The organism is Facklamia sp. P9177 (genome assembly GCF_050409585.1).
Taxonomy (GTDB): domain Bacteria; phylum Bacillota; class Bacilli; order Lactobacillales; family Aerococcaceae; genus Facklamia.
Window position 1 is genome coordinate 156,272 of record NZ_JBNUPE010000002.1, and the last position, 23,755, is coordinate 180,026.

Genomic DNA, 23,755 nt, shown 5'->3' on the forward strand with positions numbered 1-23,755 from the left:
CAGAATAAAATTTTAAGGAGAGTATAATGAAAATCACAGTGGCAGGTACAGGGTATGTTGGTTTATCGATTGCCGTCTTATTGGCTCAACATCATGAGGTAACAGCACTAGACATTATTCAAGAGAAGGTTGATTTAATTAATAAGCGCATCGCACCGATTGAGGACAAAGAAATTGAAGATTTCTTTGCCCATCAAGAGCTAAAGTTGACAGCGACTATCGATGCAGAAGAAGCACATAAAGAAGCTGAAATGGTGATTATTGCGACACCAACGAACTATGATGACGAGACCCATACTTTTGATACGACGGCTGTAGAAGCAGTGATTGAAGATGTCTTGCGCATCAATCCACAAGCTACGATTGTCATTAAATCAACGATTCCTGTGGGATATACGGAATCTGTGAAAGAGAAATATGGCGTAGACTCTATTATCTTTTCTCCTGAATTTCTAAGAGAAGGCAAGGCCTTATATGATAATTTATATCCTTCACGTATTGTAGTAGGTGATCATAATGAAGCGGCTAAAAAGTTTGCAGATCTTTTAGTAGAAGGCGCCCATAGTGAGGATGTACCGGTTCTTTTTACTAATTCCACTGAAGCCGAAGCCATTAAACTATTTGCCAATACTTACTTAGCTTTGCGTGTGTCTTACTTTAATGAATTAGATACTTACGCTGAAGTTAGAGGCTTGGATGCAGGTCAAATTATTCAAGGGGTTGGTTTAGATCCTCGGATTGGAACCCATTATAATAATCCTTCTTTTGGCTATGGGGGTTATTGTTTACCCAAAGATACCAAGCAATTATTAGCCAATTACGGCGACATCCCTCAAAATATGATGACTGCAGTGGTCGATTCCAACAAAACCCGTAAACAGCATATCGCCAATAGTGTCTTGAAGAGAAATCCTAAGACCGTTGGTGTCTTCCGATTAACAATGAAGTCTGGATCGGACAACTTTAGACAATCCGCCATTCAAGATATTATTAAATTATTGGTAGATGAAGGGATCGAGATAATTATCTACGAACCGACTTTATCGCAAGATTCTATTATGAATTGTCCAGTGATCAATGATTTAGCAGAATTTAAGCAACAATCCGATATCATCTTAGCCAATCGTACAGAAGATGAATTAAAAGATGCTTTAGATAAAGTATTTACCCGCGATATCTTTAACGAAAACTAATACAACTAAGCATAGTGTGTTTGCTATGCTTTTTAGTGTGTACGGATTCAAATAAGAAAGGAGATGTATCCTGATGAAACAAAAAGTTCGTAAAGCCATTATTCCAGCAGCTGGTTATGGAACGCGTTTTCTACCAGCTACTAAAGCCATGCCGAAAGAAATGTTACCGATTATTGATAAGCCGACCATTCAGTATATCGTAGAGGAAGCAGTGGCAGCAGGTATTGAGGATATTATTATCATTACAGGTAAATCGAAACGAGCCATTGAAGACCATTTTGACAAGAATACCGAGTTAGAATTAGACCTGATGAACAAGGGGAAGATTGCTATGTTAGAGTCGGTTCAAAAGGCTTCCAACCTAGCGAACGTCTACTTTATCCGCCAAAAAGAAATGAAAGGTTTGGGCGATGCCATTTATACCGCCAGAAGCTTTATTGGTGACGAGCCCTTTGCCGTTCTTCTGGGTGATGATATTGTGGTATCAGAAGAGGGAGATCAACCAGCCATTCAACAATTAATGGACGAATACGATTTAACCGGCTCCTCCGTTATCGGTGTCCAGACGGTCCCTCAAGACCAAACCCATCGCTATGGTATTATTGATCCCTTGGAACAAGATGGGCGCTTATACAAGGTTAAAACCTTTGTTGAAAAGCCCAAGCAAGGAACAGCCCCTTCCAACCAAGCCATTATGGGAAGATACGTTTTAACGCCTAAAATCTTTGACTTTCTAGCCAAGAAACAAGTCGGCGCCGGCGGAGAGATCCAACTGACTGATGCCATTCAAATGTTAAACCAAGTCGAACCGGTCTATGCCTATGACTTCAAAGGCATTCGTTATGACGTCGGGGAGAAAATCGGCTTTATTAAGACCACCATTGACTTCGCCCTCCACCGCGAATTCGCTGAGGAAATCCGTCAGTATATGCGAGAGAAGTTGGAAGAATAAGATGAATAGATTAACCCCCTAGAGTTGAAGTTAGCTCTAGGGATTTTTATTTTCGCCCTACTTATTAATTAAATAATTGGATCGTTTCATCGATTTTCTCTTCGACTAGTTTAAGGATGACTGATTTTTCAAGCTTCGCCTTATAAATAATATAATCTAAACATTCCGAATGACTCGGTAAGACGCTTTTTTCAATTAGCTTGTATTTATCCAGAATGGTAGGGTAGGTAGCTGTGGTCCAAGTGTAACTGCCTTTAATGGTGGCGATAAAGTCAAGCAGTGAACCCCGCTCATAAACTTGGATTAATTTCTTTGAGGAATTAATTTTTTTCTGCCATAAATAGGCCTCAGTATAATCATCCCATTCAAAATCACCGTGGATAATTTCTGTAAAGGGTTCTAAGTCTTTAAGCGCTAAATGCTCTTTTTTAGCCAGTGGGTGCTGCTGGGAAATCAGAACGACTCGAGGAAAGGAGGAAAGCTGCTTCCACTCAATATAACGCGCTTTTAATTGATTTTCAAAATGCTCCTTGTTCTCCGTATAAAAACGAATAATACCAATATCTGCATTGCCACTATTAACATCCTCGATGACTTGTAAGTTGGTTGTTTCAGAAAATTTGATCGATAAGTTATGATGTTCCTCTTGCAGGCGGTTGATCATTTTGGCGATTGCAAAAGCAATATAAGAAGACCTCCTGGCAGAAATAGAAAGCGAAGAAAAGTAATTAGTCGGTGTTAGATATTTGGTTTCAATTGACTGATAAAGGGTATCGAGTTTTTCCAAATCATTAAGAACTTGCTGGCCATCATTCGTTAGTTGAACCCCTTTGTGAGTACGATCGAAAATAGTAAAACCAATCGATTCTTCAAACCTTTTTAATATTGAACTCAAATAGGGTTGTGAAACGAAAAGATTTTGAGAAGCTTTGCTGATTGAACCTGTCTTCGCGATTTCCAAAATGTATTGAATATGATGAATGTCCATGGTCTAGGCTCCTAATAGTTTGATTATAAGTAAATGAGGATAGGTGGTATTGTTATCATCTATTTTTAATTGCTAGAGGATGATGGTAAAATTTAATTAAAGATGTAAGCGCTATCTTTAAAAGAGAACGGTTCTCAATAAGTTTATCATAGTTGAAGTCTTTTTTTAAAATTTAATAGGGAGGAATCTGTATGTCAGACCATCTAAAATTTGCCAACCATCCTTTGATGTATCTGGTTAGTGGAATTGGTATTGCTTTAGTGTTGATTCAAGGGACCTACATCCTAAAGAAAGCGATGAAGGCAACCAAAGAATTAAATATGGATCAACAGCGCGTTAAAAAAGGCCTACGAGTCGCAGCCATGGCCAGTATTGGACCGGCTTTAGGGATTGTAGGGAGTATTTTATCCTTGATTGTCTCATTAGGTGCGCCAGTTTCAGCCTTGCGGATGTCAATTATTGGAGGTACCAACTATGAAACCATGGCCGCCACCTTTGGTGCGCAAGCAGCAGGCGGAGAACTCTCTCCAATGATGGATCCAACGGTGTATGCCAATGCCTTATGGACGCCGGCTTTAGGGGTTATCCCTTGGCTAATTGTGACCTTCTTCTTTGGCCATCGCATGAACATGATCAATGATTTTATGACCGGTGGTAAAAAAGCCTTACTACCAGCAGTCAGTGTCGGTGCCATGTTAGGGTCTTTTGCCTACTTTGTCATGAATAATGTCGTAAAAATTAATGTCAATCCATCCTACGCCGTCGCTTCTTTATCGGCTTTAGTGATTATGATTATCTGCCAAAAATTAAGCGACCAATACGAATGGTTAAAGTCTTGGTCACTAACGATTGCCATGTTTGCCGGTGCTTTATGTGGCATGTTCTTTGTTTAGATCTATAAGGAGGAAAAAGAATGGGAGCCTATGAAAAATTCACCAAAAGTATAACTAATTTTGGCCGCTTAACCATGGTCTTGGGAGTGATTGCCGTATTACTACCCCCTCTAACCATGACCTTTGTCTTTGGTTATAATCCAGGTTTTGCCGCCATCATCGCCGGAGCTATTTCACAAATGTCTGTTTCTGGAGCTTTCTATCTGAGTGAACCTTTAACTTACTTCCCAATTGTTGGTACATCAGGCTTATATTTAACCATGTTATCAGGTAATGGGGTCAATATGAAGATTCCTGCCGCAGCCATTTCATCGGAAGCCTCAGGCTACAAGCAAGGGACAGATGAAGGGGCTTTGATGGGGACAATCGGTTTAGCTGTATCCATCTATGTGGCTGTTTTCTTTGTGATTTTTGCGACCATTTTAGGACAAACGGTGATTACTACCTTACCTGCCGACTTAGCGAAGTATTTTGAGCTAATCATTCCAGGCATTTATGGGGCAATCTTTGGCCAATTTATGGTCAAGTCATACAAGACCGGTCTTTTTGCACTGTTGATTTCAACCGTTATGATCTACATTGTTCAGTTCATTCCAGGAAATCCATCTTTTGTTATTACTTTAACATCTATCTTTACTACTATTTTATTTGCGCGTAAACAATTGGAAAAAGGTCTATTAAAATAATAGGAGGTATACTATGATTAGCCAACGTAATTTAGAAATTTTTGAAGAAATGTTGATGATTCATTCGCCCTCTAAAGAGGAAAAAGAAATGGCAGATTATGTCATTAAATTTCTTGAAAATCTTGGAGCCGAGATTCATCTTGACGAAAGCCAGCATTCCTACGGTGGCAATTCGCCAGTTATCTTTGCGAAAATTAAAGGAGACATAGAAGGCGAGGGCGTGTCACTAAATGCTCATACCGATGTGATTCAGCCCAATAAAAACTTAAAAATCGTTAAAAAAGATAATATTTGGTCCTCAGATGGGACGACGACCTTAGGTGGGGACGATAAGGCCGGTCTGGCCGCTATTTTAACCGCTGTGGAATACATTGTTATGCATCAGATTAGTCACCAAGATATTTATGTAATCGTCACTCCCGGTGAAGAGCAGGGGATGTTAGGTGCGCGGAATATTAATTGGGAAAGTGTCTACCAGCATATCAATCCTGCTAAAAACTTAATTGTAGCTGACAATGCCGGCAAGGCCAATAAGGTCGCCTACCAAGCACCGACTTGTTACCGCTTTGAGATTACCATTGGAGGGCGTAAGGCCCATGCGGGGATCGAACCAGAAAAGGGCATTAATGCCATCCAAGTAGCGAGCAAAGTCATTAGCCAAATGCCGCTCTTAAGGATTGATGACGAAACAACCGCCAATGTGTCGCAAATTACTTCTGATTTCCCTAATAATGTGGTGCCAGATTCTTGTATCTTTACCGGTGAAATCCGCTCGCATCAAGAAGAAAAGGTCGACCAATTATTACAAGCCTACGAAGGCATTATCCAGCAGTATACAAACGACTATACCATCGAAACGCGTCGTGACTACCCAGCCCTTGCCAGTCAAGATGACCTCAAATTCGTCAAAGAAATTGTCGCAGCCTACGAAACAGTCGGTGTCAAAGCAGAGCCTCAAATTATCGGTGGAGGATCGGATGCCAACTTTTTTGCCGAAGAAGGTTTTAACTCAGCCATTGTCGGTGTGGGGATGGAGCTGGTTCATACGACGGAAGAATACCTAGATACGGATGAAATGATCCTAACGACTAAAGCGTTGATCAATTATTTAAGTAAAGATTAAGTAGGTGGTTTAATGCCAAGCAAAGAACTATTTGAAAGAAATGATCAATACGAAAAAAAAATCATTCAATGGAGACGTGATTTACATCAGATTCCTGAGTTAGGCTTAGATTTGCCTAAGACAGTGGATTATGTTCGCAGTCAACTCATAGGAATGGGTCTTTCGGTTGAAGACCATTATGTCAACGGAAATGGCTTGGCTGTCGTCATAGAAGGAAGCAAAGAAGGGAGTCCAAATGATCGAGTAATGGGACTTCGAGCCGATATGGATGGTTTACCCATCCAAGAGGAAACGGGCTTGTCTTTTGCTTCGAGAAACGGTAATATGCATGCTTGTGGCCATGATGGACATACGGCTACGCTTCTAGCCGTCGCTGACTTTTTATCCCATCACCGTCATTTATTTGGAGGTAAGGTTAAACTAATCTTCCAACCCGGTGAAGAATACCCCGGAGGGGCAGAGCCAATGATTCAAGAAGGTGTCCTTAAAAATCCGGATGTAACACGGGTATTAGGTTTTCATATCGGTCATTTAGATAAAGCAATTGCTCCGGGTCATATTTCTTATCGTGTTGGTCCTATGATGGCCTCGATGGATCGTTTTCAGATTATAATCAAAGGCTTTGGCTTTCATGCCGGTTATCCAGAATCTTCCAAAGATCCGATTACAGTGGCTGCCGAATTGATAATGGCCTTTCAGACCATTAAGAGTCGGAATATTAAAGCCAGTGATCCAGTAGTCGTTTCTGTGACCCATATTGAAGGGGGTTTTAATCAAAATATTATCCCTGATCAAGTCTTCATTGAAGGCACCGTAAGGACTTTAAATGATGATTTGAGAGCATTTGTTCATCAGCGAATGAATAAGATTACCAAAGGTTTGGAAGTCGCTTATGATGTAAAAATTGACCTGTCTTATGAGTATAAATACCCCGTCTTAGTAAACGATCAAGCCTCTACTTTAGATACTGTTAAAGCTTTACAAGCAGGACTAGGCGATGATTACATTATTCCATCAGCAGAGGCCTTAATGGGGGCTGAGGACTTTGCCTATTATGGTAAAGAGCTTCCAGCAACTTTCTTATTTTTAGCCAACCCAAGAGAGATTGAAGGCCAGTTCCATGGTCACCATTCTTCTAAATTCGATATCGATGAAAGCAAGCTCATCTTAGCCTTTAAGGCCTTTATTTTAGCAACCCTTGATTATTTACAATAGATTGATTAAAAGAGGACCTCCAATGTTCTTGGGATTTAGTTGTCGTAACTTAATCTTACAAGACATGGGCCTCTTTTTCTATACAAGGAGCATTTTTAAGTTTACACAAGATGTTTTACACCATGATTCTTCGCTTTTGATATAGAAAATAGCTCTTTTTTTATGTTATAATTATTAACATTAACTATCAATTATAAGGGAGAGCATACAATGAAAAAATGGTTACTAGCAGCCACTGTCGGCTTATTGACTTCAGGTCTTTTCTTTAATACGTGGGTAAGTGCAGAAGTCAATGAGGAAGAGTTAGGCTATGTGGTCTTTGCTGAAAGAGAAGACCAATCAAACTTTGAAGAAGTGGACAAATATAAGGTTCTTTCGGCCAATACCATGAAAGCCAGCTTAAAGAGTGATAAGGATAAGCTTATGACGTTTAACTTACTGCATATCCTCTCACCAGAAGAAGAAAAAGATGAAGCCTATGCCCAAGAAGCTAAAAAGCGCTTGGAAGAATTGATGAAAGATGCTGACAAGGTCGAATTAGAATTATTTGAAGTTGAAAAAGAAGATCTCCAAGATGAATCGGTTAAAAAAGAAGATTATGTGGCGAACCTATGGTTAGATGGCATATTAGTGCAAGAAATTCTCTTAACGGAAGGCTACTCAGTGATCCAACTCGACCAAACAAAAGAAGCAGAAATGGCTAATGAATACTTAGATGTTCTTGTTCAATCCCAAGACTATGCTGCCAAAAATCGTTATTATGTTTGGGAGGATAACTCCAATCAGTTTCTAGCCAATGCCGAATTCCCTGAAGTGATTAAAAATACACAAACGGGTCAAGTCGTTGTTTCTCAAACCGATAATACTCAAAAAGCAAATGCTTTATTTGAATTACCGAGCAAAAACAACCCATCCCATCCAACGCAAGAATCTAATAATTCATACATTAATCAAACGGAAGAAGTTTCAGCGCCAGTAGTGTCAAAAGAACCTGTTGACACTAATACAGAACCAGAACCAGCCCCAGAGCAAAATGTTTATTATGCGAACTGTACCATTGCCCGTCAAGCAGGAGCCGCTCCCGTCTATCGTGGACAACCTGGATATGGTCCACACTTAGATCGAGATAATGATGGTATTGGTTGCGAGTAAAGCTGAACGCTAAATCTTGACTCTTGCCCCTCAGAGCTGATAGCGATCCGAGCTATTGGCTCTTTTATTTTCTATTCAGCAACTTTTTATAATTTTTTAAAATTTTGTCAACTTTCAACCGATTGTCAAAGCTACTATCTTTTCTTCACACTTCTGCTTATATCATCTTAAATATATGTTTTTATTTTAATAAGAGTATGATATCGGCCTAGAGTGAGAAAAAGAGGCCCTATTTTAAATAAAAATTTCAATTATTAAAAATTTTAAACTTAAGAGTATTGCAAAGGCTTTAAAAATATGTATAATTCAAATTGTTGATCAACATTTAACAATAAATCTGAGGAAGGGGGAGCCTGCTACCTATAGCTAAAAGAAAAAGAATCGCTTAGTTGTCTTTTAATTTGCTATTTTGTTTTGTTATAAGCCATTTATCATATAAGTTGTGTTTTGCATAAAGTGATGAGAAACTATGAGTCATCACATGGACTCAATTGAATATAGTAGGAGGATTCGGATGCTCGAAATAAGGAATTCGAGGAACAAGAAAGTCTGTGAGCTCGATTTGAAACAGAAAACGGTTGTTATTGTTAGCAAAGGAATTGAAACCAAGATTCAGTTTCTTCCATCCGATAGTGTAACCATTCAAGAAGCGCAGGTAACTCAGAAAAATAAAAATAAAAATAAGAATTAAGCAGAACCGCTAGACGGGCTAGATTGTAAGGATATTCCTTAGCTTTCGGCCCGTTTTTTTCATGTCAAAATTCAAGGAGGAAGACTAATGAAAAAATCATCTGAAGAATTAACTAATGTCATTATTATGTTTGACCCCCTCATCCATCACTGGCTCCATCATTACCAATTGTCTACCCACCATAACGATTATCAAGACCATCTTCAGGAGATGCGGTTAGAGTTGTTAAGGCTTTATCAAAAGTTTGAAGGCGATCCCTTAAATTGTATCGATCATCGCTATCAATTTATCGCTTATGCGGGTAAGGGTTTAAAATGGTTTCTACTCAATCGTTTGCGCCAATCCACTTATCAAGTGACCCCGACAGATCCTGTTATTTTATCAGATCTTATCGAAGAGCTGAGAGAAGAATGCTCAAAAGAATCAATCTTTTTATTGGAACAAACTGTTAAAGACCATCTAAAAGAACGAGAGCGTAAGATTTTCAATTTAATTTTACAAGGAAAATGGCGTAATCGTGAAATCTGCCAGCTTTGTAACATCTCTGAGCGCACCATTCGCAATGATAAAAAGCGTATTGCAGCTAAGCTCGGTCCTCTCTTTAAAGAAAAATCTAAAAACTTGTCTTTTTCTTGCCGTTTTTGATGATCTGATTGTGTGTATAAGGTGTAAGATCGTACGGCTTACATAAATACCTAGGAGGAATGAAAAATGGAAAGTAAAGAATACAAATCAGGGCGTTTAGCGCTTAAAGGTATGAATCCGACAACGGAGAAGACTTTTAATGTCTCTATTCAAGGCTTGATTGAGGGGGTTACTCCCAATCAAGTGCAGTTGGTTAAAGATCAAATCGATCAATTAACCATTAATCCAACCGATACCGCTCAAGCTGTTTATGCTTATAATTTTATTTAATGATGGAAAGGGGAAAACAAGATGAAAGATAGTATGGTATTAGAATTGATTTTCTTAGATGCGGCGGGTAAAACGCGTAAGATTACGATTAATCAACCAGCTGATTCAGTTACTAAAGAAACTGCCGAAGCTGTGATGCAGGCTCTAGTTGACTGTGATTTATTCAAAGATGATCAGGGCGTAGATATGTATGTGACTCCGGTTGCCGCTCGCTATGTTGAGCGTAATGTTACCGATGTTTATGCCTATGAAGAAGCTTAGTTAAGCATGATTTTAGAGGGGCTGAGTGTTTGCTCAGCTCCTTATTACTAAAAGGAGGTTGTGCATGCATTTGATTGATTTGGGTTCTTATGCTGGAGCGATTATTGCAGTGATTACCTTGATTTCTAAGTTAATTGGCCTGATTACTGCCTTGCATGATCTAATTGAACGCATTGATTGGATGCAGGCCAAACTAGAAGCGTTTAACCAAGAGCTACAAACGATTAAACAAAAGGTCGATCAAAACGATTATTTTATGTGGCCGGCAGAAAGTCGTCAATGGATATAAAAATAATAGAAAGGGTGATAGAATGTTATCTAATCGTTTTTATGATTTAGGCAAATGGCTCGTATTAATTTTTCTACCAGCCTTGGCTGTTTTTGTACAAGGAATGGCCGACTTGTACCACTTGAATCAAGGAGGTCAATGGGTGGGGCTGATTAATTTGTTAACCATCTTTTTAGGATCTATCTTACAAATATCCTCTTATCACTATCATCATAATGATAACTCGCCTAAGGGTTGGGGGGCTTTGATATGATAAAAGATGCTTGGATGAGTCAAAGAATGGCTAGCTTAGCACCACTTTTTCAGAAATATCAAAGTCCGATATCGGTTGCGACCCGGATGGCGCAATTTGTTTTAGAATCCAATGGGGGACGGTCACCGCTATATCTTAAATCCAATAATGGTTTTGGTATTAAATCATCTGCTCCCTGGCAGGGTAAGGTAGTCGACCATCCTTCACTAGAAGCAAATGGCCAGATGGTCGTTTCACAGTTTCGTGCTTATAAGAGTCTGGAAGAAGGCATTGAAGACCATGCTAATTTCTTCACTTCAACCAACTACCGTAAGCAGGTTGCCTATAAGGCCGCTATTGCAGCAGCGGATTCCTTTGAAGAAGCCAAGGCTCTAACAGGCATTTATGCCAGTGACCCCCATTATGGTGATAAGTTAATTGAAATTATCAACTGCTATGATCTTACGAGCTATAATCTAGCAGTGAATAGGGTGGAGGAATTAAATAAGCAATTGGATGAGCCTCTTATTATTGACCGGCGGTCAGAAGCTCTAGGTGGACAAGCAAAAGACAGGACTCTTGATGCTATCACAACCATTGTCTGGCACTATACAGGTGTGAAACGGTCTTTAAATCGTCACATTTCAGACCACGAGGTCTTTTGGCATAAGCAACGTGGATGGGATCGTGGAGGCTATCACTTTTATATCGATAGTCAAGGACGAATTTACCAAAATTATGACCTAGAACGCATGACTTGGGGGGTAGCCAATTGTAATCATTTCTGTGTCCATCTATCCGTAGAAGCTAATGCCAAAGAAGACTATTCGCCTCAACAAATCAAAGCTAGAGACTGGCTCACGCGTAAACTCATGAAAGATTTAAACTTACCCACTTCTGCTGTTAAAGGACATTGGGAAGTTAATAACAATACTCTTTGCCCCGGTTATAATCGAGCAGAAATGGAGCAATTTCGTCAGCAATTAGCGCTGCCGCTTAGTTGTTTAGTCGATCCAAGTAAGAAAGCAATATTCAACTTGGGGGATTATCGTTATCAAATTGTCCAGCTAACGGATTAATGGAATTAGTCTCATTTTTTTCCTCTCTCCACCTTAAGACGGATACTATCTGAATGGATTATGCTATGATAGTAAATAGGCAAACTTTAAAAGAGGTGAATAGATGAAACAAGCGCTTAAAACATTCTTGAATTATTTCTTTCTACTAGTAGGCATCCTTTTTTTTGTAGCTTGGATAGGTTGGTACGGATTCAATCATTTTGTTCACTCCATACCTAATCAAGTAACGGATCAAGAATTAGTATTAATCAAAAATCGTTTAGAAGATTCACAGGAATTAACCACTATGAAATATCACTACACTAATATGGGAAAATTTGAAAAGCATAAAACGATAAAGTCTTGGGAAATTCCCTTTACTGAATCAGAGTTTATGATGACCTATTCCGGTATCATTCATACAGGGGTAGAGTTAGGAAAGATTGACGTCATTTCTAATGAAGAAAACCTAGTGGTTAAAGTCCCACAAGCGAAAATTTTAGCGCATGAAGTAGAAGATGATTCAATCGAAATCATTGATGAAGAAGGTTCGCTATTTAATCCAATTAAGGTGGATGATGTTGTGAGTCTTCAATCTGACCTAAAAAAAGAAATGGAGAAGCAAGCTTTATCTAAGGGATTATTAAAGGAAGCACAGAATTATTCACAAAGCCAAATTGAAAAATTGCTAACAGATATGCTGAAAACAATTGATCCTGAAATTCAATTAACAATTGAAACGGCAAGCTAGAGAACGAGGCCTTTTAATAAGGCCTTTTTTCATTTGTTTTTCTCCTAGTGTAAAGCGAATTCAAATTCGTTATAATGGAAGTTGAGAAAAAGATAATGGAGGTCATTATGAAAGTAGCAATTATTGGAGCAGGGGTTGCTGGAGCGGCTGCCGTTAAAACAATTCTTGAAGAAAATCACCAAGGTCTGATAAATCATGTGGATGTTTTCGAAGACCGTAAACAATTGGGAGTAGGCTCCCCTTATGAGCCTGATTCTAACCAATTATTAATGAACTCCTATGTCGGTGATTTAGGTTTTGAATGGCAAGACGCTGACCACTATCTAAGGTGGTTACAAGATCATTATCCCGAATATGCCCACAGGGATATTTTTTCACCCAGACCTATTTTTGGTGAGTATATCCAGGATTATTTTAGTCCATACTTTGAAGAAGATATCATTCATGTGGTGAATCAGCGTATTCATCAACTGAAAATTAAATCCCCCAAGACTTATTACCTATATGACGCGCAAGGTAAGCAATATGGACCTTATGATTCTGTCTTAATGACAGTAGGTCATCCACCTTATGCCGATTATTATAATCTTTTGGGACAAGAAGGCTATATTCACCATCCTTATCCAGTTGAACAGCTTCTAAGTGATTTGGACTATCAAAAAGGAATTGGAATCATTGGATCCGGATTAACTGGGATTGATATTATGCGTTATTTACAAGATCACTATCCAATTACCATTGATCATCCGGTGACTTTTTATATTTTAGACCAGCCCTTTTCGACACCGAAGTTTGAACGCTATGCCGAAGACTTGGTTTTTAACTTAAATGCAGATTGGATTGATAAGCAGTTGGCCCAATCTAATGGTCAAACAATCCCTTTAGAAGCTATATTTCATCAATTTGAAGAGGATATGGAAGCCAATGGGGTAGATTGGAAATCTTTAGTCGAAAGATACAGTCAAGGATCCATTGGAGAAGGTTTAATGGCTATCCACCAACAAAACCGTCGATTAAGTATCTTACAATTATATGGTCGCAAGTTGACTGCCTTTCTACCAGCCTTGAATATGGCCTTATCATCCCAAGATCGCATACGCTTCTTTAAAGATTTTATGGGACTTTTCGAACATTTTAGAAGTCAAACACCGGCTGAAAGTATTGCGTTTATTTTACAAGGTTTGAAAGATGGACGTATTCGGATTGTTTCTGGTATGAAAGCTGTGGAAGTGAATGCCCAAGGATTTACCGTTGTCACTCAAAAAGGCTTACGCTATCAAAGCGGCTATTTAATCAATGCAACCGGCTTTGACCAAAACTTAGAGACAGCCGCTCAACATGATCCTTTAATTAATCAAATGTATCAAGAAGGAATTATCCAAGCAAATCCATTGGGTGGTATTCTTGTTGATTGGCCGCATACTCAAGTTCTTAGTCAAAGATTTGGCCGATTGGAGCATTTATATCTAACAGGTCATTGGATTTTCTCTACTCAATTTGGTAACAATAATACCAAGCTGACCTATAAGCAAGCAGAAGCTTGTGTGAAACACTTGCTTGAATCTGCACGGGATATTTAGTTTTAACTTAGAGTGAACTTTTGTATAATAGAATTAAAATAACGAAAGATAAGGTGGCGTCATGAAAATAACAGTTGCAGGAATGGGTTATGTCGGGCTTTCAAATGCGATTCTTTTGGCTCAATATAATGAAGTGAAAGCGATGGAAATTGTTAAAGAAAGGGTCGATTTAATCAATCAAAAAATTGCACCTATTGTGGACGCTGAAATGGAAGATTACCTAGCCAATCATTCTTTAAAGTTAGAAGCCACCGATGATCCTAGCTATGCTTATAGTGGGGCAGAATTAGTGATTATTGCTACGCCAACTAATTATGATGACGCTAATAATCACTTTGACACTTCAGCTGTCGAAGAGGCGCTTGATAAAGTTAAAGAATATGCCCCTCAGGCAGTAGTTGTGATTAAATCAACCATTCCTGTCGGCTATACTGAGGAAATTCGTCAAAAATATGGTATGGATATTATCTTCTCACCAGAATTTTTGAGAGAAGGTAAGGCGCTTTACGACAACTTGCATCCTTCTCGTATTATTGTCGGCAATGAATCTGTTCATAGTCAGACAGTAGCTGAATTATTTGCTGAGGCTTGCTTGGATGAAGAAGTGTCTATCTTAACCATGCCTTCAACTGAAGCAGAAGCAGTAAAACTCTTCTCCAATACTTATTTGGCTTTAAGGATTTCATATTTTAATGAATTGGACACCTATGCTGAAGTACGTGGCTTAAACAGTCAGCACATTATCCAAGGAGTAGGGCTTGACCCTAGAATTGGTGATCACTACAATAATCCGTCATTTGGGTATGGTGGCTACTGCCTGCCTAAGGATACCAAGCAATTGCTGGCTAATTATCAAGACGTTCCAAACAACTTAATTCAAGCGATTGTGGATTCGAATGCAACCCGTAAAGAACATATTGCTTCACAAGTTTTAAAACATCAAGCGCAAGTAATCGGCATTTACCGCTTGACCATGAAATCCAATTCGGATAATTTCCGTCAATCTGCTATTCTTGATATTATTAAACAGCTGCGAGCAGAAGGCAAAGAGATAATTATCTATGAACCGACACTTGAAGAAAAGCAATTTGATGGCGAAGAAGTTGTAGCTGATTTTGAAGTCTTTTGTCAAAAGGCTGATATTATTCTTGCTAATCGCCTTGCAGATCAATTAGCAGCTGTAAAAGAAAAAGTCTATAGTCGCGACGTTTTTGGCAATAATTAAGATAAATATAAAACCTTCCGTTAATTTGAAAACGGAAGGTTTCTTTTTATTGATTATGTTGATGTTTGAAAGCATCCAATTGGTTGAGTGCTTTTCGTAATTCAATTTCAGCTGAATGATAAGCGCGAATATCTTGATTGATTTCTGCTTGTTTCAGCTTATCTTCAGCCATGGACAACTCCATTTTAGTCTGGGCGTCATCAATATCTAGGGCTCGAACGGCCATGTTGGCAATAATATTAAGTTCGTTGTCCCGAATTTCCAATAGTCCACCGTTAATAGCGATATAGTCATCCGGTTTGCCTTCGACTAGAGGTGCTACGATAACAGTTGAGATGTCTAAGACGGTCATCATGGCAATATGATTGGGTAGAATGGTGATACCACCATCAATGGTTTGCACATGACATTTGCGGGCACGTTTGGTATAGACTACGCCATTAGGAGAGATAATCTGAACTTGTAGATTTTTAAGCGTTTGCGTCATCCAAATCCACTCCCATTTTCTTAGCTTTTTCAATGGCTTGATCGATATTTCCTACGTTACGGAAAGCTTCTTCAGGCAGATTATCGTAATCACCATTTAGAATACCTTCGAAGCCGTCAATTGTTTCTTGTACGGTTACGTATGAACCTGGAATACCAGTAAAGGCTTCTGCTACGTGGAAGTTTTGTGATAGGAAGAGCTGAATACGTCGGGCTCTTTTAACGGTTAGTTTTTCAACTTCACTCAACTCATCTACACCCAAGATGGCGATGATATCTTTGAGGTCTTGATAGCCTTGCAAAGTTTGTTGAACGCCACGAGCTACCCGATAGTGTCGTTCGCCAACAACATCTTCAGATAGGGCTGAAGAAGAGGAGGCGAGTGGATCAACTGCTGGGTAGATACCCTGCTCGGTTAATTTACGCTCTAAGTTAGTGGTTGCATCTAAGTGAGAGAAGGTAGTCGCTGGCGCTGGATCTGTATAGTCATCGGCTGGTACATATACTGCTTGTATGGATGTAATCGATCCTGCCTTGGTGGAAGTGATTCTCTCTTGCATGGCTCCCATTTCAGAAGCTAAGGTAGGTTGATAACCTACTGCTGAAGGCATCCTTCCAAGTAGAGCCGAAACTTCAGAACCTGCTTGAGTAAAACGGTAGATGTTATCAATAAAGAGCAAGACATCTTGATGCTTTACATCACGAAAATACTCTGCCATGGTTAAACCAGACAAAGCTACCCGCATTCTAGCTCCAGGGGGTTCATTCATTTGGCCAAAGACCATGGCTGTATTTTTAGAAACACCAGAGTCGCGCATTTCATGGACGAGGTCGTTTCCTTCACGCGTTCTTTCACCAACTCCAGTGAAGACCGAAAGGCCACCGTGTTCTTGGGTAATGTTATGAATTAATTCTTGAATTAATACCGTCTTACCGACACCGGCTCCTCCAAAAAGACCAATTTTTCCACCCTTGAGGTAGGGAGCTAATAAGTCAATGACCTTTATTCCTGTTTCTAAGATTTCGAAGTTTGAAGCCAGTTCGCTATATTCAGGCGCATCGGCATGAATGGAATGTTTGACTACATCTGGGAAGAGTTCAGGTCCATTATCGACTGTATCTCCTAAAACATTGAATACGCGTCCTAATGTAGCTTCACCTACGGGTACTTTAATGGCTTCACCTAAATCGACAACAGCCATGCCCCGTGATAAACCTTCGGTTGCTTCCATGGCAATGGTACGTACGGTGTCATGCCCAATATCAATAGCGACTTCGAGTACCACTTTTCGGTGTTGGAGAATCGTCTTTAAGTCGGATGTTTCATTTACTTCCTCAAGGTCGGTTACAACCAGGGCATGATGGATTTCTGGTGTTCCGTATTCTAAAGGAAAGGAAACATCCACGACCGGTCCGATTACTTGTTTGATATGTCCGATTCGCATACTTATTTCCTTCTTTCTTTATGTTGGGCTTGAGCACCTGCAACAATTTCGATAATTTCATTGGTTACTTTAACTTGTCGGGCGCGATTATAGCGCAACTGCAAGTCTTCAATGATTTCTTTAGCATTTTCAGTGGCCGATTGCATGGCAATCATACGTGAGAAATGTTCAGCTGTTTTGGCCTGTAAGAGGGCACCGTAGACAAAAGATTCGATATATTGAGGAACTAAGCCTTCTAATACTGCTTCCATTGAGGGCTCGATTAAAAAGACTTCCGAAATTAATTCTTTTTTATCAAAAGATGGATCAAGTTCCATACGGCGGTTTAAAGAAACTACCGGTAATAAGTTATCGACTCCAAATTTTGAATTCGTACCGGAACCTAGTCCATAGTGATTGTAAGCTAAATAAAGCTCATCACATTCTTTCTCCACATAGGCTGAACGTAGTTGTCTGATGAAGTAGTGAGCTTCTTGAAAGCCCGGCTGGTCAGACAGCGGATAGTAAGAGCGAGCAATTTTGTAGCCCCGTTCGCGGCAATATCTTTCACCTGTCCGTCCTAGGGTATAAAAAACTAATTCTTGTTCTTCATCAAAGTTTTGTTCTTCAATCCACTCATCCAGCCCCTTAATTAAGTTAACATTATAGGAACCTGCTAAGCCCTTATCAGTTGAGATAAGAAAAATACCAATTTTGTTTACTTTCCGGGGAGTGATTAAAGAGCGAATTTCTGGTTTGGAAAAGTTAGGAGGGGTGACTTTTAAGGTATAGTGCAGTTGCACTATGGTTTCTCTTAAATGATCAATATAGACTTGATAAGATTGAGTCATATCCAATAAATGGTTGACTTTATTTCTTGAGACCATCTGCATAGCATTAGTTATTTTTTTTGTTTTTTCAGTAGAAGCAATATGTCGTTTGATTTCGTTTAAAGACGGCATTACTTATCACTTCCTGTTTTAGATCCTTCAGAATGAACTAGGATAAAATTATCAACAACTTTGTCTAAAATACCATTTAATTCGATTTCAGTTGGTAGGGGTTGGTTATCTTCTAATTGTCGTAAAAGCCCGGCATGATAGGTAGTAAATTCATTAGCAATTACTTCTTCTAATTGGTGAATTAAATTAACGGATACCTTATCAAAGTAACCATTACCTAAAGCGTAGAAGACGATGATTTGAACGCCAGAGCGCATAGGTTTGTGAAGGCCTTGCTTTAAAACTTCCACGATGCGCTCGCCACGTCTTAATTGGCGGGCAGTCATTTCATCGATGTCTGATCCAAAGGAAGTAAAGGCTTCTAATTCGCGATAGGAAGCTAGGTCTAAACGTAAGGTTCCTGATACTTGTTTCATGGCTTTTAATTGCGCAGATCCTCCAACCCGTGAAACCGATAGTCCGGCATTAATGGCTGGTCGAACGCCAGAGAAGAAGAGATCACTTTGTAAGAAGATCTGTCCGTCTGTAATGGAAATAACGTTGGTTGGGATATAAGCTGAGATATCACCTGCTTGCGTTTCAACAATCGGTAAAGAAGTGATCGAACCACCACCTAATTCATCCGATAATTTAGCTGAACGTTCTAAAAGACGTGAGTGTAGATAAAAAATATCCCCAGGATAGGCTTCACGCCCAGGTGGTCGTTTGAGCAAGAGGGACATTTCACGATAAGCTGCTGCTTGTTTGGATAAATCGTCATATATAATTAAGACGTGCTTTCCTTCGTACATAAACTCCTCAGCCATAGCAGTTGCCGCATAGGGAGCGATGTATAGAAGAGGAGCAGGCTTGGAAGCAGAAGCAGTCATTACAATAGTGTAATCCATTGCACCACGGTTGGTCAGAGTATTGACAATGTTTTTTACCGTTGATTCCTTTTGTCCAATCGCTACATAGATACAAATAACATCTTTGCCTTTTTGATTTAAGACGGCATCGATAGCGAGTGAAGTTTTACCAGTTTTACGGTCTCCAATAATTAATTCCCTTTGACCTCTTCCGATGGGAACTAGGGAGTCAATGGCCTTAATACCTGTTTCCAAAGGCTTTTTAACCGACTGTCTTTCCATGATGCCCGGAGCTTCTTGTTCGACGGGTCGTGTTTTGTTGGTTAAAATAGGTCCTTTATCATCTATGGGACGTCCCAAGGCGTCTACCACTCGTCCAAGCAGGGCCTTACCAACGGGAACTTCCATGGTGTGGTTCATTCGACGAATAATATCGCCTTCATGGATTTGATGGTAGGAGCCAAAAATAATTACTCCGACTTGGTCGTTTTCAAGGTTTTGTACCATGCCGATGGTTCCATCATTGAACTCAACCATCTCACCATACATGGCGTTGTCTAATCCTTCAGAAAAGGCGATACCGTCGCCGACATAAGAAACGGTTCCGATTTCTTCTAACTTCTTATCAATTTCAAAGTCGTGGATTTGTTTTAAAACATCTTTTGTAAACTTTTCGTTTGTGCTCATGAAGAAATCACCTCTTCACTTTCCGGAATATTAATTTCATTTTGCATAGTTTGCAAGATCTGTCCGCCAGAAAGCTCATAGTAGAAGCGTTCGCTTTGTAAGCGGACACCAATAATTAAGTCTGGGTTAATAATAGTGGTAAAAGAACGAATAGAAAAGCCAGTAATGCGCATGAATTCACGGGCAATTTTAAGCTTTTCTGCTTTGGTTAAGGGGATCGCTGAAGATAAAAAGAGTCGCTCTCCAGTTAACTCTTTTAAGATTTCTTGACCTTCTTCTTCATCATTAATTTCAATGTCTAGCAGTTCGAAGAGCAGGTCATCTTCATAGGTGACCTGTCGTCCTGATTTTAGGGCGAGCTCTGCTAAGTCTTCTTGTTTGTGAAGTCTACCGTTGTTCATCGAGCTCCTCCAATCGAGTGATAAATTCTTGAATCATTTGACGGTGGTCATCTTCTGAAATTTCACGACGAATGACCTTGCCTGCCATGGCAACTGCCATATGGACTAATGATTCTTGCATATTTTCGGCAAAGTTTTGTCTTTGTAGTTTTAAATCTTCTTGCGTCATTTGCAGCATTTTGCTTTGTTCTTGACGTGTTTCTTCAATCATCTTGTCGCGCAGATGATTGGCATCAATTTGTGCTTGACGAATAATTTTTTCAGCTTCTAAGTGAGCTGATTTTAGTTGTGCATCAATTTGTGATAGGGCTTCCTTGTTCTTATTCTTAGCTTCTTCAGCCGCTTGCCAATCGTCAGTAATTTTCTTCTGACGCGTTTCTAGCATTTGGTTGAAGGGTTTCCATGCGAATTTATGGATGACAAAGAGTAAAATCAAAAAGGATGCAAGCGTTAAAAGGGCTTCGCCCAGAATAATAGTAAAGTCCAATATTGACACTCCTTAAATAGTTGATGGTTAGCTAAAGATTAAGATAAAGGAAATAACAACAGCGATAATCGGAACAGCCTCAATCAGACCAACACCTAGGAACATTAAAGCCCTTAATTGTGAGTCTAATTCGGGTTGACGTGAAATGGATTCGATGGTTTTAGAAATAACCATTCCGTTACCAATTGACGCACCTAGGGCAGCGATTCCGACAGCAAGTGCAGCAGCTAATTCAGTCATATTTAAATCTCCTTTGTATTTGGATTAGTGATTAATTTTGTGTGATAAATAAACCATAGTTAAAGTGGTAAAAATATAAGCTTGGATAGCACCAATAAAGACAGAGAAGCCTTGCCAGACAAATTGTAAGGGAATGGCAATTACCCAAGTAAATGGAATGAAGACCATAGCGAATTTAGCAATCAGTCCGACTAAAACTTCCCCGGCAAAAATATTACCAAACAAACGTAAGGCCAAGGTGGTTGTATTGATTGTTTCCTCAACCAATTGTAAAGGTAATTTTAAAATATTTGGGCGAGCGTAAAAGTTTTTAAAGTGACCTCCTAAACCATTCTTTTTAATCCCTAAAATGTGACCTGATAAAATAGCAATAATTGCTAGGGAAATGGTTACGATAGGATCAGCCGTTGGGCTTCGCCAAAATGATTCATGCTCTGTCACAATTAAAAAGGGGAGTCCAATTAAGTTTGACACAAAAACGAACAAGAAAAAGGTCAACCCTAGATTGACATAAACACTTTGGTGCTGGCCGAGGGTTGAGTCACAGATGCCTTCAACAAATTCAATGATGATTTCCATCAAAACTTGGAATTTGGAAGGATGATTGGCTGATAATCTGCGGCTAACTAATAAGCACAACACCGTGATGATGGCTACCACGACCAGGGTGGCTATCAAGGTGTTGAAGTTAAAAGATAGGCCGAGAAAACGAACAATCGGTGTATCTTCCATTCAGATTCCTTCTTTCATAAGTTTTAATGCTGATTTTACACTTATTAAACAGTTAAACTATTTTTCTAAGAAAAAAAGTAAAATTTTAGCACTTATATCCACTATAGCATAATTTTTATGACTTTCAAAAGAAATCGTAGTGCTTTGGCTTTTATAGCTGTTTAACCTTTAAGTTAACTTGTTAAAGTTTTTTAATAATTATGGAGTTATTTATTGATAGCATAGGGGATACAATCGTTTTTTATTCGCTTACATAAAACGGCATAAATTATTATTTAAGTGGTGCAATATTATACAATATAAAAACACGAATATTAGAAAAAAATTTTATTTTTATTTGTGTTTTCTGAAATTTCTTATTTATTATCGACCTCCATAGCCTTTATAATTTCTAAAATAAAAAGCAGAGTCATAAATTGACACTGCTTTTATAACTATTCATTCGCAAACTTTTCAGCTAAATTTTTAAGATAAGGGATAAATTCCTCTTTAACTTCAGGATGATCGATGGCGAATATAATAGAAGCTTTGAGCATCCCTTTAGCATCTCCTACTTCAAACCATTCGCCTTGATATTCGTAAGCTAATAGGGGATGCGTTTTTTGTAATTCAATTAAGGCGTCAGTCAATTCCACTTCACCTGTTGCTCCAACTTCAAGTTGGTCTAGGATGGAAAAGATTGTCGGTTCTAGGATATAACGCCCCGCTGCAGCCATATTTGAAGACGGTTGATCTTGTGGTTTTTCTATCATATCGAGGACTTGAAAGACGTGAGGGGTAGCTGTTTTTTCAATAGCTAAGATACCATAATTTTTGGTCTTATCAGGATCGACACGAACGCCGGCAATTACTGTTTGTCTTTTTTCCGCATAGAGATCAATAATCTGTTTGGAAAGATTTTCTCCCCTTATAATATCATCTCCTAAGAGTAGTAAGAAGGGATCATTGCCGATAAAGGCTTTGGCGTGACGAACTGCATCACCCAGTCCTCTTGGATGGTGTTGTCTGGTATAATGAATATTTAAGTTAGATGTTTCAGTGGCTAGTTTAAGGAGTTTCTCCTTCCCTTTGGCTTTTAAATTTTGTTCGAGGGTAAAGTTGGCATCAAAATGATCTTCTATTTCTTGTTTTCCTTTACCAGTAATAATTAAAATATCTTCAATCCCAGCCGCAATAGCCTCTTCAACAATGAATTGAATGGCCGGCTTATCGATAATAGGTAAGATTTCTTTAGCAATTGCCTTGGTGGCTGGCAAAAAGCGCGTGCCTAGACCAGCGGCTGGAATAACAGCTTTTTTAACTTGAACCTTAGTCATAATAACCTCCTATAAGCGCTCGTCAACAGTGGACTTGATAAATTTAATTAAGTCATCGCGTAAATCCGGAAGACTGAGACCATATTCTATTACTGTCTTCATATAACCGAATTTATTTCCTACATCATAACGATGTCCATTAAACTCCAGGGCGAAGACGCGTTGGATTTTATTCAAGCGATCGATGGCATCAGTTAATTGAATCTCGTTACCAGCCCCAGCTGTTTGTGTTTCTAATAGTGAAAAGATTTCTGGTGTTAATAGGTAGCGGCCGATGATAGCTAAATTGGACGGTGCGACTTCGGGTGTTGGCTTTTCGACAAACCGTCTCACATTATAAATACCTTTTTTGTATTGGCGCTCCGGATCAATGACACCGTATTTGGAGGTATCTTGAGGTGGGATTGACATGACTGCTAGAGTAGAGGCATGGGTATCTTTATAATTATCGATTAATTGTTTGGTCAAGGGAACCGTATCGGTCATTAAGTCATCGCCTAACATGACGATAAAAGGTTCATCTCCTACAAAATTCTTGGCTTGTAAAACAGCGTGGCCCAGGCCCTTTGGATAAGATTGACGTTTAAAGAAGAGGTTAATCTTATTAAGATCTTTGACAGTGGTTAGTAATTCTTCTTTACCTTTAGCTTCTAAGACGGCTTCTAACTCCTCATTGGCATCAAAATGGTCTTCAATGGGCCGCTTAGACCGTCCGGTCACAATTAAGATATCCTCGATACCTGATTGAAGGGCTTCTTCCACAATAAACTGAATAGTCGGTTTATTAATGATAGGAAGCATTTCTTTAGGCATGGCCTTTGTTGCAGGAAGAAACCTAGTTCCAAGCCCTGCTGCGGGGATGACGGCTTTTCTAACTTTCATAGACAATCTCCTTTGTTTGTAATCCATTTTATCATACGGCTTTTATCTGATATTCTCAAGCCATGTCAATTCTTAAATAGCCTCAA

At 39.2% G+C, this 23,755-nt stretch carries 28 protein-coding genes; 17 read left to right on the top strand and 11 right to left on the bottom strand.

Annotation, left to right across the window (positions count from 1 at the left end; genetic code table 11):
* The first annotated feature begins 26 nt into the window (after positions 1-26).
* Together ACQV18_RS01635 and galU (ACQV18_RS01640) are read left to right on the top strand one after the other, a co-directional pair.
* Positions 27-1,193, top strand: a complete 1,167-nt coding sequence (locus tag ACQV18_RS01635; RefSeq protein ID WP_428892446.1) for a nucleotide sugar dehydrogenase — start codon at positions 27-29, stop codon at positions 1,191-1,193.
* Positions 1,194-1,266: 73 nt separating this feature from the next.
* Positions 1,267-2,145 carry a UTP--glucose-1-phosphate uridylyltransferase GalU gene (gene galU / locus ACQV18_RS01640; RefSeq protein WP_428884789.1) on the top strand — a complete coding sequence of 293 codons (879 nt, stop codon included), beginning with the start codon at positions 1,267-1,269 and terminating at the stop codon, positions 2,143-2,145.
* 64 nt (positions 2,146-2,209) lie between these two features.
* On the opposite strand, the gene ACQV18_RS01645 is transcribed toward galU (ACQV18_RS01640), so the two are convergent.
* Positions 2,210-3,133, bottom strand: coding sequence for a LysR family transcriptional regulator (locus ACQV18_RS01645; RefSeq protein ID WP_428892447.1), 924 nt, complete (start codon positions 3,131-3,133; stop codon positions 2,210-2,212).
* Positions 3,134-3,324: 191 nt separating this feature from the next.
* On the opposite strand from ACQV18_RS01645, the gene ACQV18_RS01650 reads away from it, so the two are divergent.
* From ACQV18_RS01650 to ACQV18_RS01720, 15 genes are all read left to right on the top strand, one after another.
* Positions 3,325-4,026 carry a DUF5058 family protein gene (locus ACQV18_RS01650; protein ID WP_428881830.1) on the top strand — a complete coding sequence of 234 codons (702 nt, stop codon included), beginning with the start codon at positions 3,325-3,327 and terminating at the stop codon, positions 4,024-4,026.
* Between the two features lie 20 nt (positions 4,027-4,046).
* Entirely contained in the window at positions 4,047-4,712 is a 666-nt protein-coding gene (locus ACQV18_RS01655) for a hypothetical protein (RefSeq protein ID WP_428881829.1), read from the top strand.
* Positions 4,713-4,725: 13 nt separating this feature from the next.
* On the top strand, positions 4,726-5,835 hold the full coding sequence (locus tag ACQV18_RS01660) for a M20/M25/M40 family metallo-hydrolase (protein WP_428892448.1): 1,110 nt from the start codon (positions 4,726-4,728) through the stop codon (positions 5,833-5,835).
* 12 nt (positions 5,836-5,847) lie between these two features.
* Positions 5,848-7,050: a M20 metallopeptidase family protein gene (locus tag ACQV18_RS01665; RefSeq protein ID WP_428873662.1), complete on the top strand. Its 1,203-nt coding sequence runs from the start codon at positions 5,848-5,850 to the stop codon at positions 7,048-7,050.
* Between the two features lie 210 nt (positions 7,051-7,260).
* Positions 7,261-8,202 carry an excalibur calcium-binding domain-containing protein gene (locus tag ACQV18_RS01670; RefSeq protein ID WP_428892449.1) on the top strand — a complete coding sequence of 314 codons (942 nt, stop codon included), beginning with the start codon at positions 7,261-7,263 and terminating at the stop codon, positions 8,200-8,202.
* Between the two features lie 514 nt (positions 8,203-8,716).
* A complete protein-coding gene (locus tag ACQV18_RS01675) occupies positions 8,717-8,893 on the top strand; it encodes a hypothetical protein (protein ID WP_428881823.1) in 177 nt (58 codons plus the stop codon).
* An 87-nt stretch (positions 8,894-8,980) separates the two neighbouring features.
* Positions 8,981-9,538 carry a sigma-70 family RNA polymerase sigma factor gene (locus tag ACQV18_RS01680; RefSeq protein ID WP_428892450.1) on the top strand — a complete coding sequence of 186 codons (558 nt, stop codon included), beginning with the start codon at positions 8,981-8,983 and terminating at the stop codon, positions 9,536-9,538.
* A 66-nt stretch (positions 9,539-9,604) separates the two neighbouring features.
* Entirely contained in the window at positions 9,605-9,808 is a 204-nt protein-coding gene (locus ACQV18_RS01685) for a hypothetical protein (protein WP_428873671.1), read from the top strand.
* Positions 9,809-9,829: 21 nt separating this feature from the next.
* Entirely contained in the window at positions 9,830-10,069 is a 240-nt protein-coding gene (locus tag ACQV18_RS01690) for a DUF2922 domain-containing protein (RefSeq protein ID WP_428875851.1), read from the top strand.
* Between the two features lie 64 nt (positions 10,070-10,133).
* Positions 10,134-10,358, top strand: coding sequence for a hypothetical protein (locus ACQV18_RS01695; RefSeq protein WP_428873673.1), 225 nt, complete (start codon positions 10,134-10,136; stop codon positions 10,356-10,358).
* Positions 10,359-10,380: 22 nt separating this feature from the next.
* Positions 10,381-10,611 carry a phage holin gene (locus tag ACQV18_RS01700; RefSeq protein WP_428873674.1) on the top strand — a complete coding sequence of 77 codons (231 nt, stop codon included), beginning with the start codon at positions 10,381-10,383 and terminating at the stop codon, positions 10,609-10,611.
* Entirely contained in the window at positions 10,608-11,669 is a 1,062-nt protein-coding gene (locus ACQV18_RS01705; protein WP_428892451.1) for a glucosaminidase domain-containing protein, read from the top strand. The genes ACQV18_RS01700 and ACQV18_RS01705 overlap by 4 nt, the downstream gene beginning before the upstream one ends.
* 103 nt (positions 11,670-11,772) lie before the next feature.
* Positions 11,773-12,399 carry a DUF4230 domain-containing protein gene (locus ACQV18_RS01710; RefSeq protein ID WP_428873676.1) on the top strand — a complete coding sequence of 209 codons (627 nt, stop codon included), beginning with the start codon at positions 11,773-11,775 and terminating at the stop codon, positions 12,397-12,399.
* Positions 12,400-12,506: 107 nt separating this feature from the next.
* Positions 12,507-13,979: an FAD/NAD(P)-binding protein gene (locus ACQV18_RS01715; RefSeq protein ID WP_428892452.1), complete on the top strand. Its 1,473-nt coding sequence runs from the start codon at positions 12,507-12,509 to the stop codon at positions 13,977-13,979.
* A 61-nt stretch (positions 13,980-14,040) separates the two neighbouring features.
* On the top strand, positions 14,041-15,204 hold the full coding sequence (locus tag ACQV18_RS01720; RefSeq protein WP_428892453.1) for a nucleotide sugar dehydrogenase: 1,164 nt from the start codon (positions 14,041-14,043) through the stop codon (positions 15,202-15,204).
* A gap of 46 nt (positions 15,205-15,250) precedes the next feature.
* Here the strand turns inward: ACQV18_RS01720 and atpC are convergent, their stop codons facing one another.
* From atpC to galU (ACQV18_RS01770), 10 genes are all read right to left on the bottom strand, one after another.
* Positions 15,251-15,691, bottom strand: coding sequence for an ATP synthase F1 subunit epsilon (gene atpC, locus ACQV18_RS01725; RefSeq protein ID WP_428873679.1), 441 nt, complete (start codon positions 15,689-15,691; stop codon positions 15,251-15,253).
* On the bottom strand, positions 15,675-17,135 hold the full coding sequence (gene atpD / locus ACQV18_RS01730; protein ID WP_428873680.1) for a F0F1 ATP synthase subunit beta: 1,461 nt from the start codon (positions 17,133-17,135) through the stop codon (positions 15,675-15,677). Before atpD ends, atpC begins: the two co-directional genes overlap by 17 nt.
* A 2-nt stretch (positions 17,136-17,137) precedes the next feature.
* A complete protein-coding gene (atpG, locus tag ACQV18_RS01735; protein ID WP_428892454.1) occupies positions 17,138-18,076 on the bottom strand; it encodes an ATP synthase F1 subunit gamma in 939 nt (312 codons plus the stop codon).
* Complete coding sequence (atpA, locus tag ACQV18_RS01740) at positions 18,076-19,611, bottom strand: F0F1 ATP synthase subunit alpha (RefSeq protein WP_428873682.1); 1,536 nt, start codon at positions 19,609-19,611, stop codon at positions 18,076-18,078. The genes atpG and atpA overlap by 1 nt, the downstream gene beginning before the upstream one ends.
* Complete coding sequence (locus ACQV18_RS01745) at positions 19,608-20,012, bottom strand: hypothetical protein (RefSeq protein ID WP_258435920.1); 405 nt, start codon at positions 20,010-20,012, stop codon at positions 19,608-19,610. Before ACQV18_RS01745 ends, atpA begins: the two co-directional genes overlap by 4 nt.
* A complete protein-coding gene (atpF, locus tag ACQV18_RS01750; RefSeq protein ID WP_428874747.1) occupies positions 19,999-20,499 on the bottom strand; it encodes a F0F1 ATP synthase subunit B in 501 nt (166 codons plus the stop codon). The genes ACQV18_RS01745 and atpF overlap by 14 nt, the downstream gene beginning before the upstream one ends.
* 27 nt (positions 20,500-20,526) lie before the next feature.
* Positions 20,527-20,739 (bottom strand): F0F1 ATP synthase subunit C, encoded by a 213-nt coding sequence (atpE, locus tag ACQV18_RS01755; protein ID WP_258435918.1) that lies wholly within the window; start codon positions 20,737-20,739, stop codon positions 20,527-20,529.
* 24 nt (positions 20,740-20,763) lie between these two features.
* Positions 20,764-21,471 (bottom strand): F0F1 ATP synthase subunit A, encoded by a 708-nt coding sequence (atpB, locus tag ACQV18_RS01760; RefSeq protein WP_428873684.1) that lies wholly within the window; start codon positions 21,469-21,471, stop codon positions 20,764-20,766.
* Positions 21,472-21,905: 434 nt separating this feature from the next.
* Positions 21,906-22,787 (bottom strand): UTP--glucose-1-phosphate uridylyltransferase, encoded by an 882-nt coding sequence (locus tag ACQV18_RS01765; RefSeq protein WP_428873685.1) that lies wholly within the window; start codon positions 22,785-22,787, stop codon positions 21,906-21,908.
* Positions 22,788-22,796: 9 nt separating this feature from the next.
* Positions 22,797-23,669: a UTP--glucose-1-phosphate uridylyltransferase GalU gene (gene galU / locus ACQV18_RS01770; protein ID WP_428892455.1), complete on the bottom strand. Its 873-nt coding sequence runs from the start codon at positions 23,667-23,669 to the stop codon at positions 22,797-22,799.
* Positions 23,670-23,755: the final 86 nt, after the last annotated feature.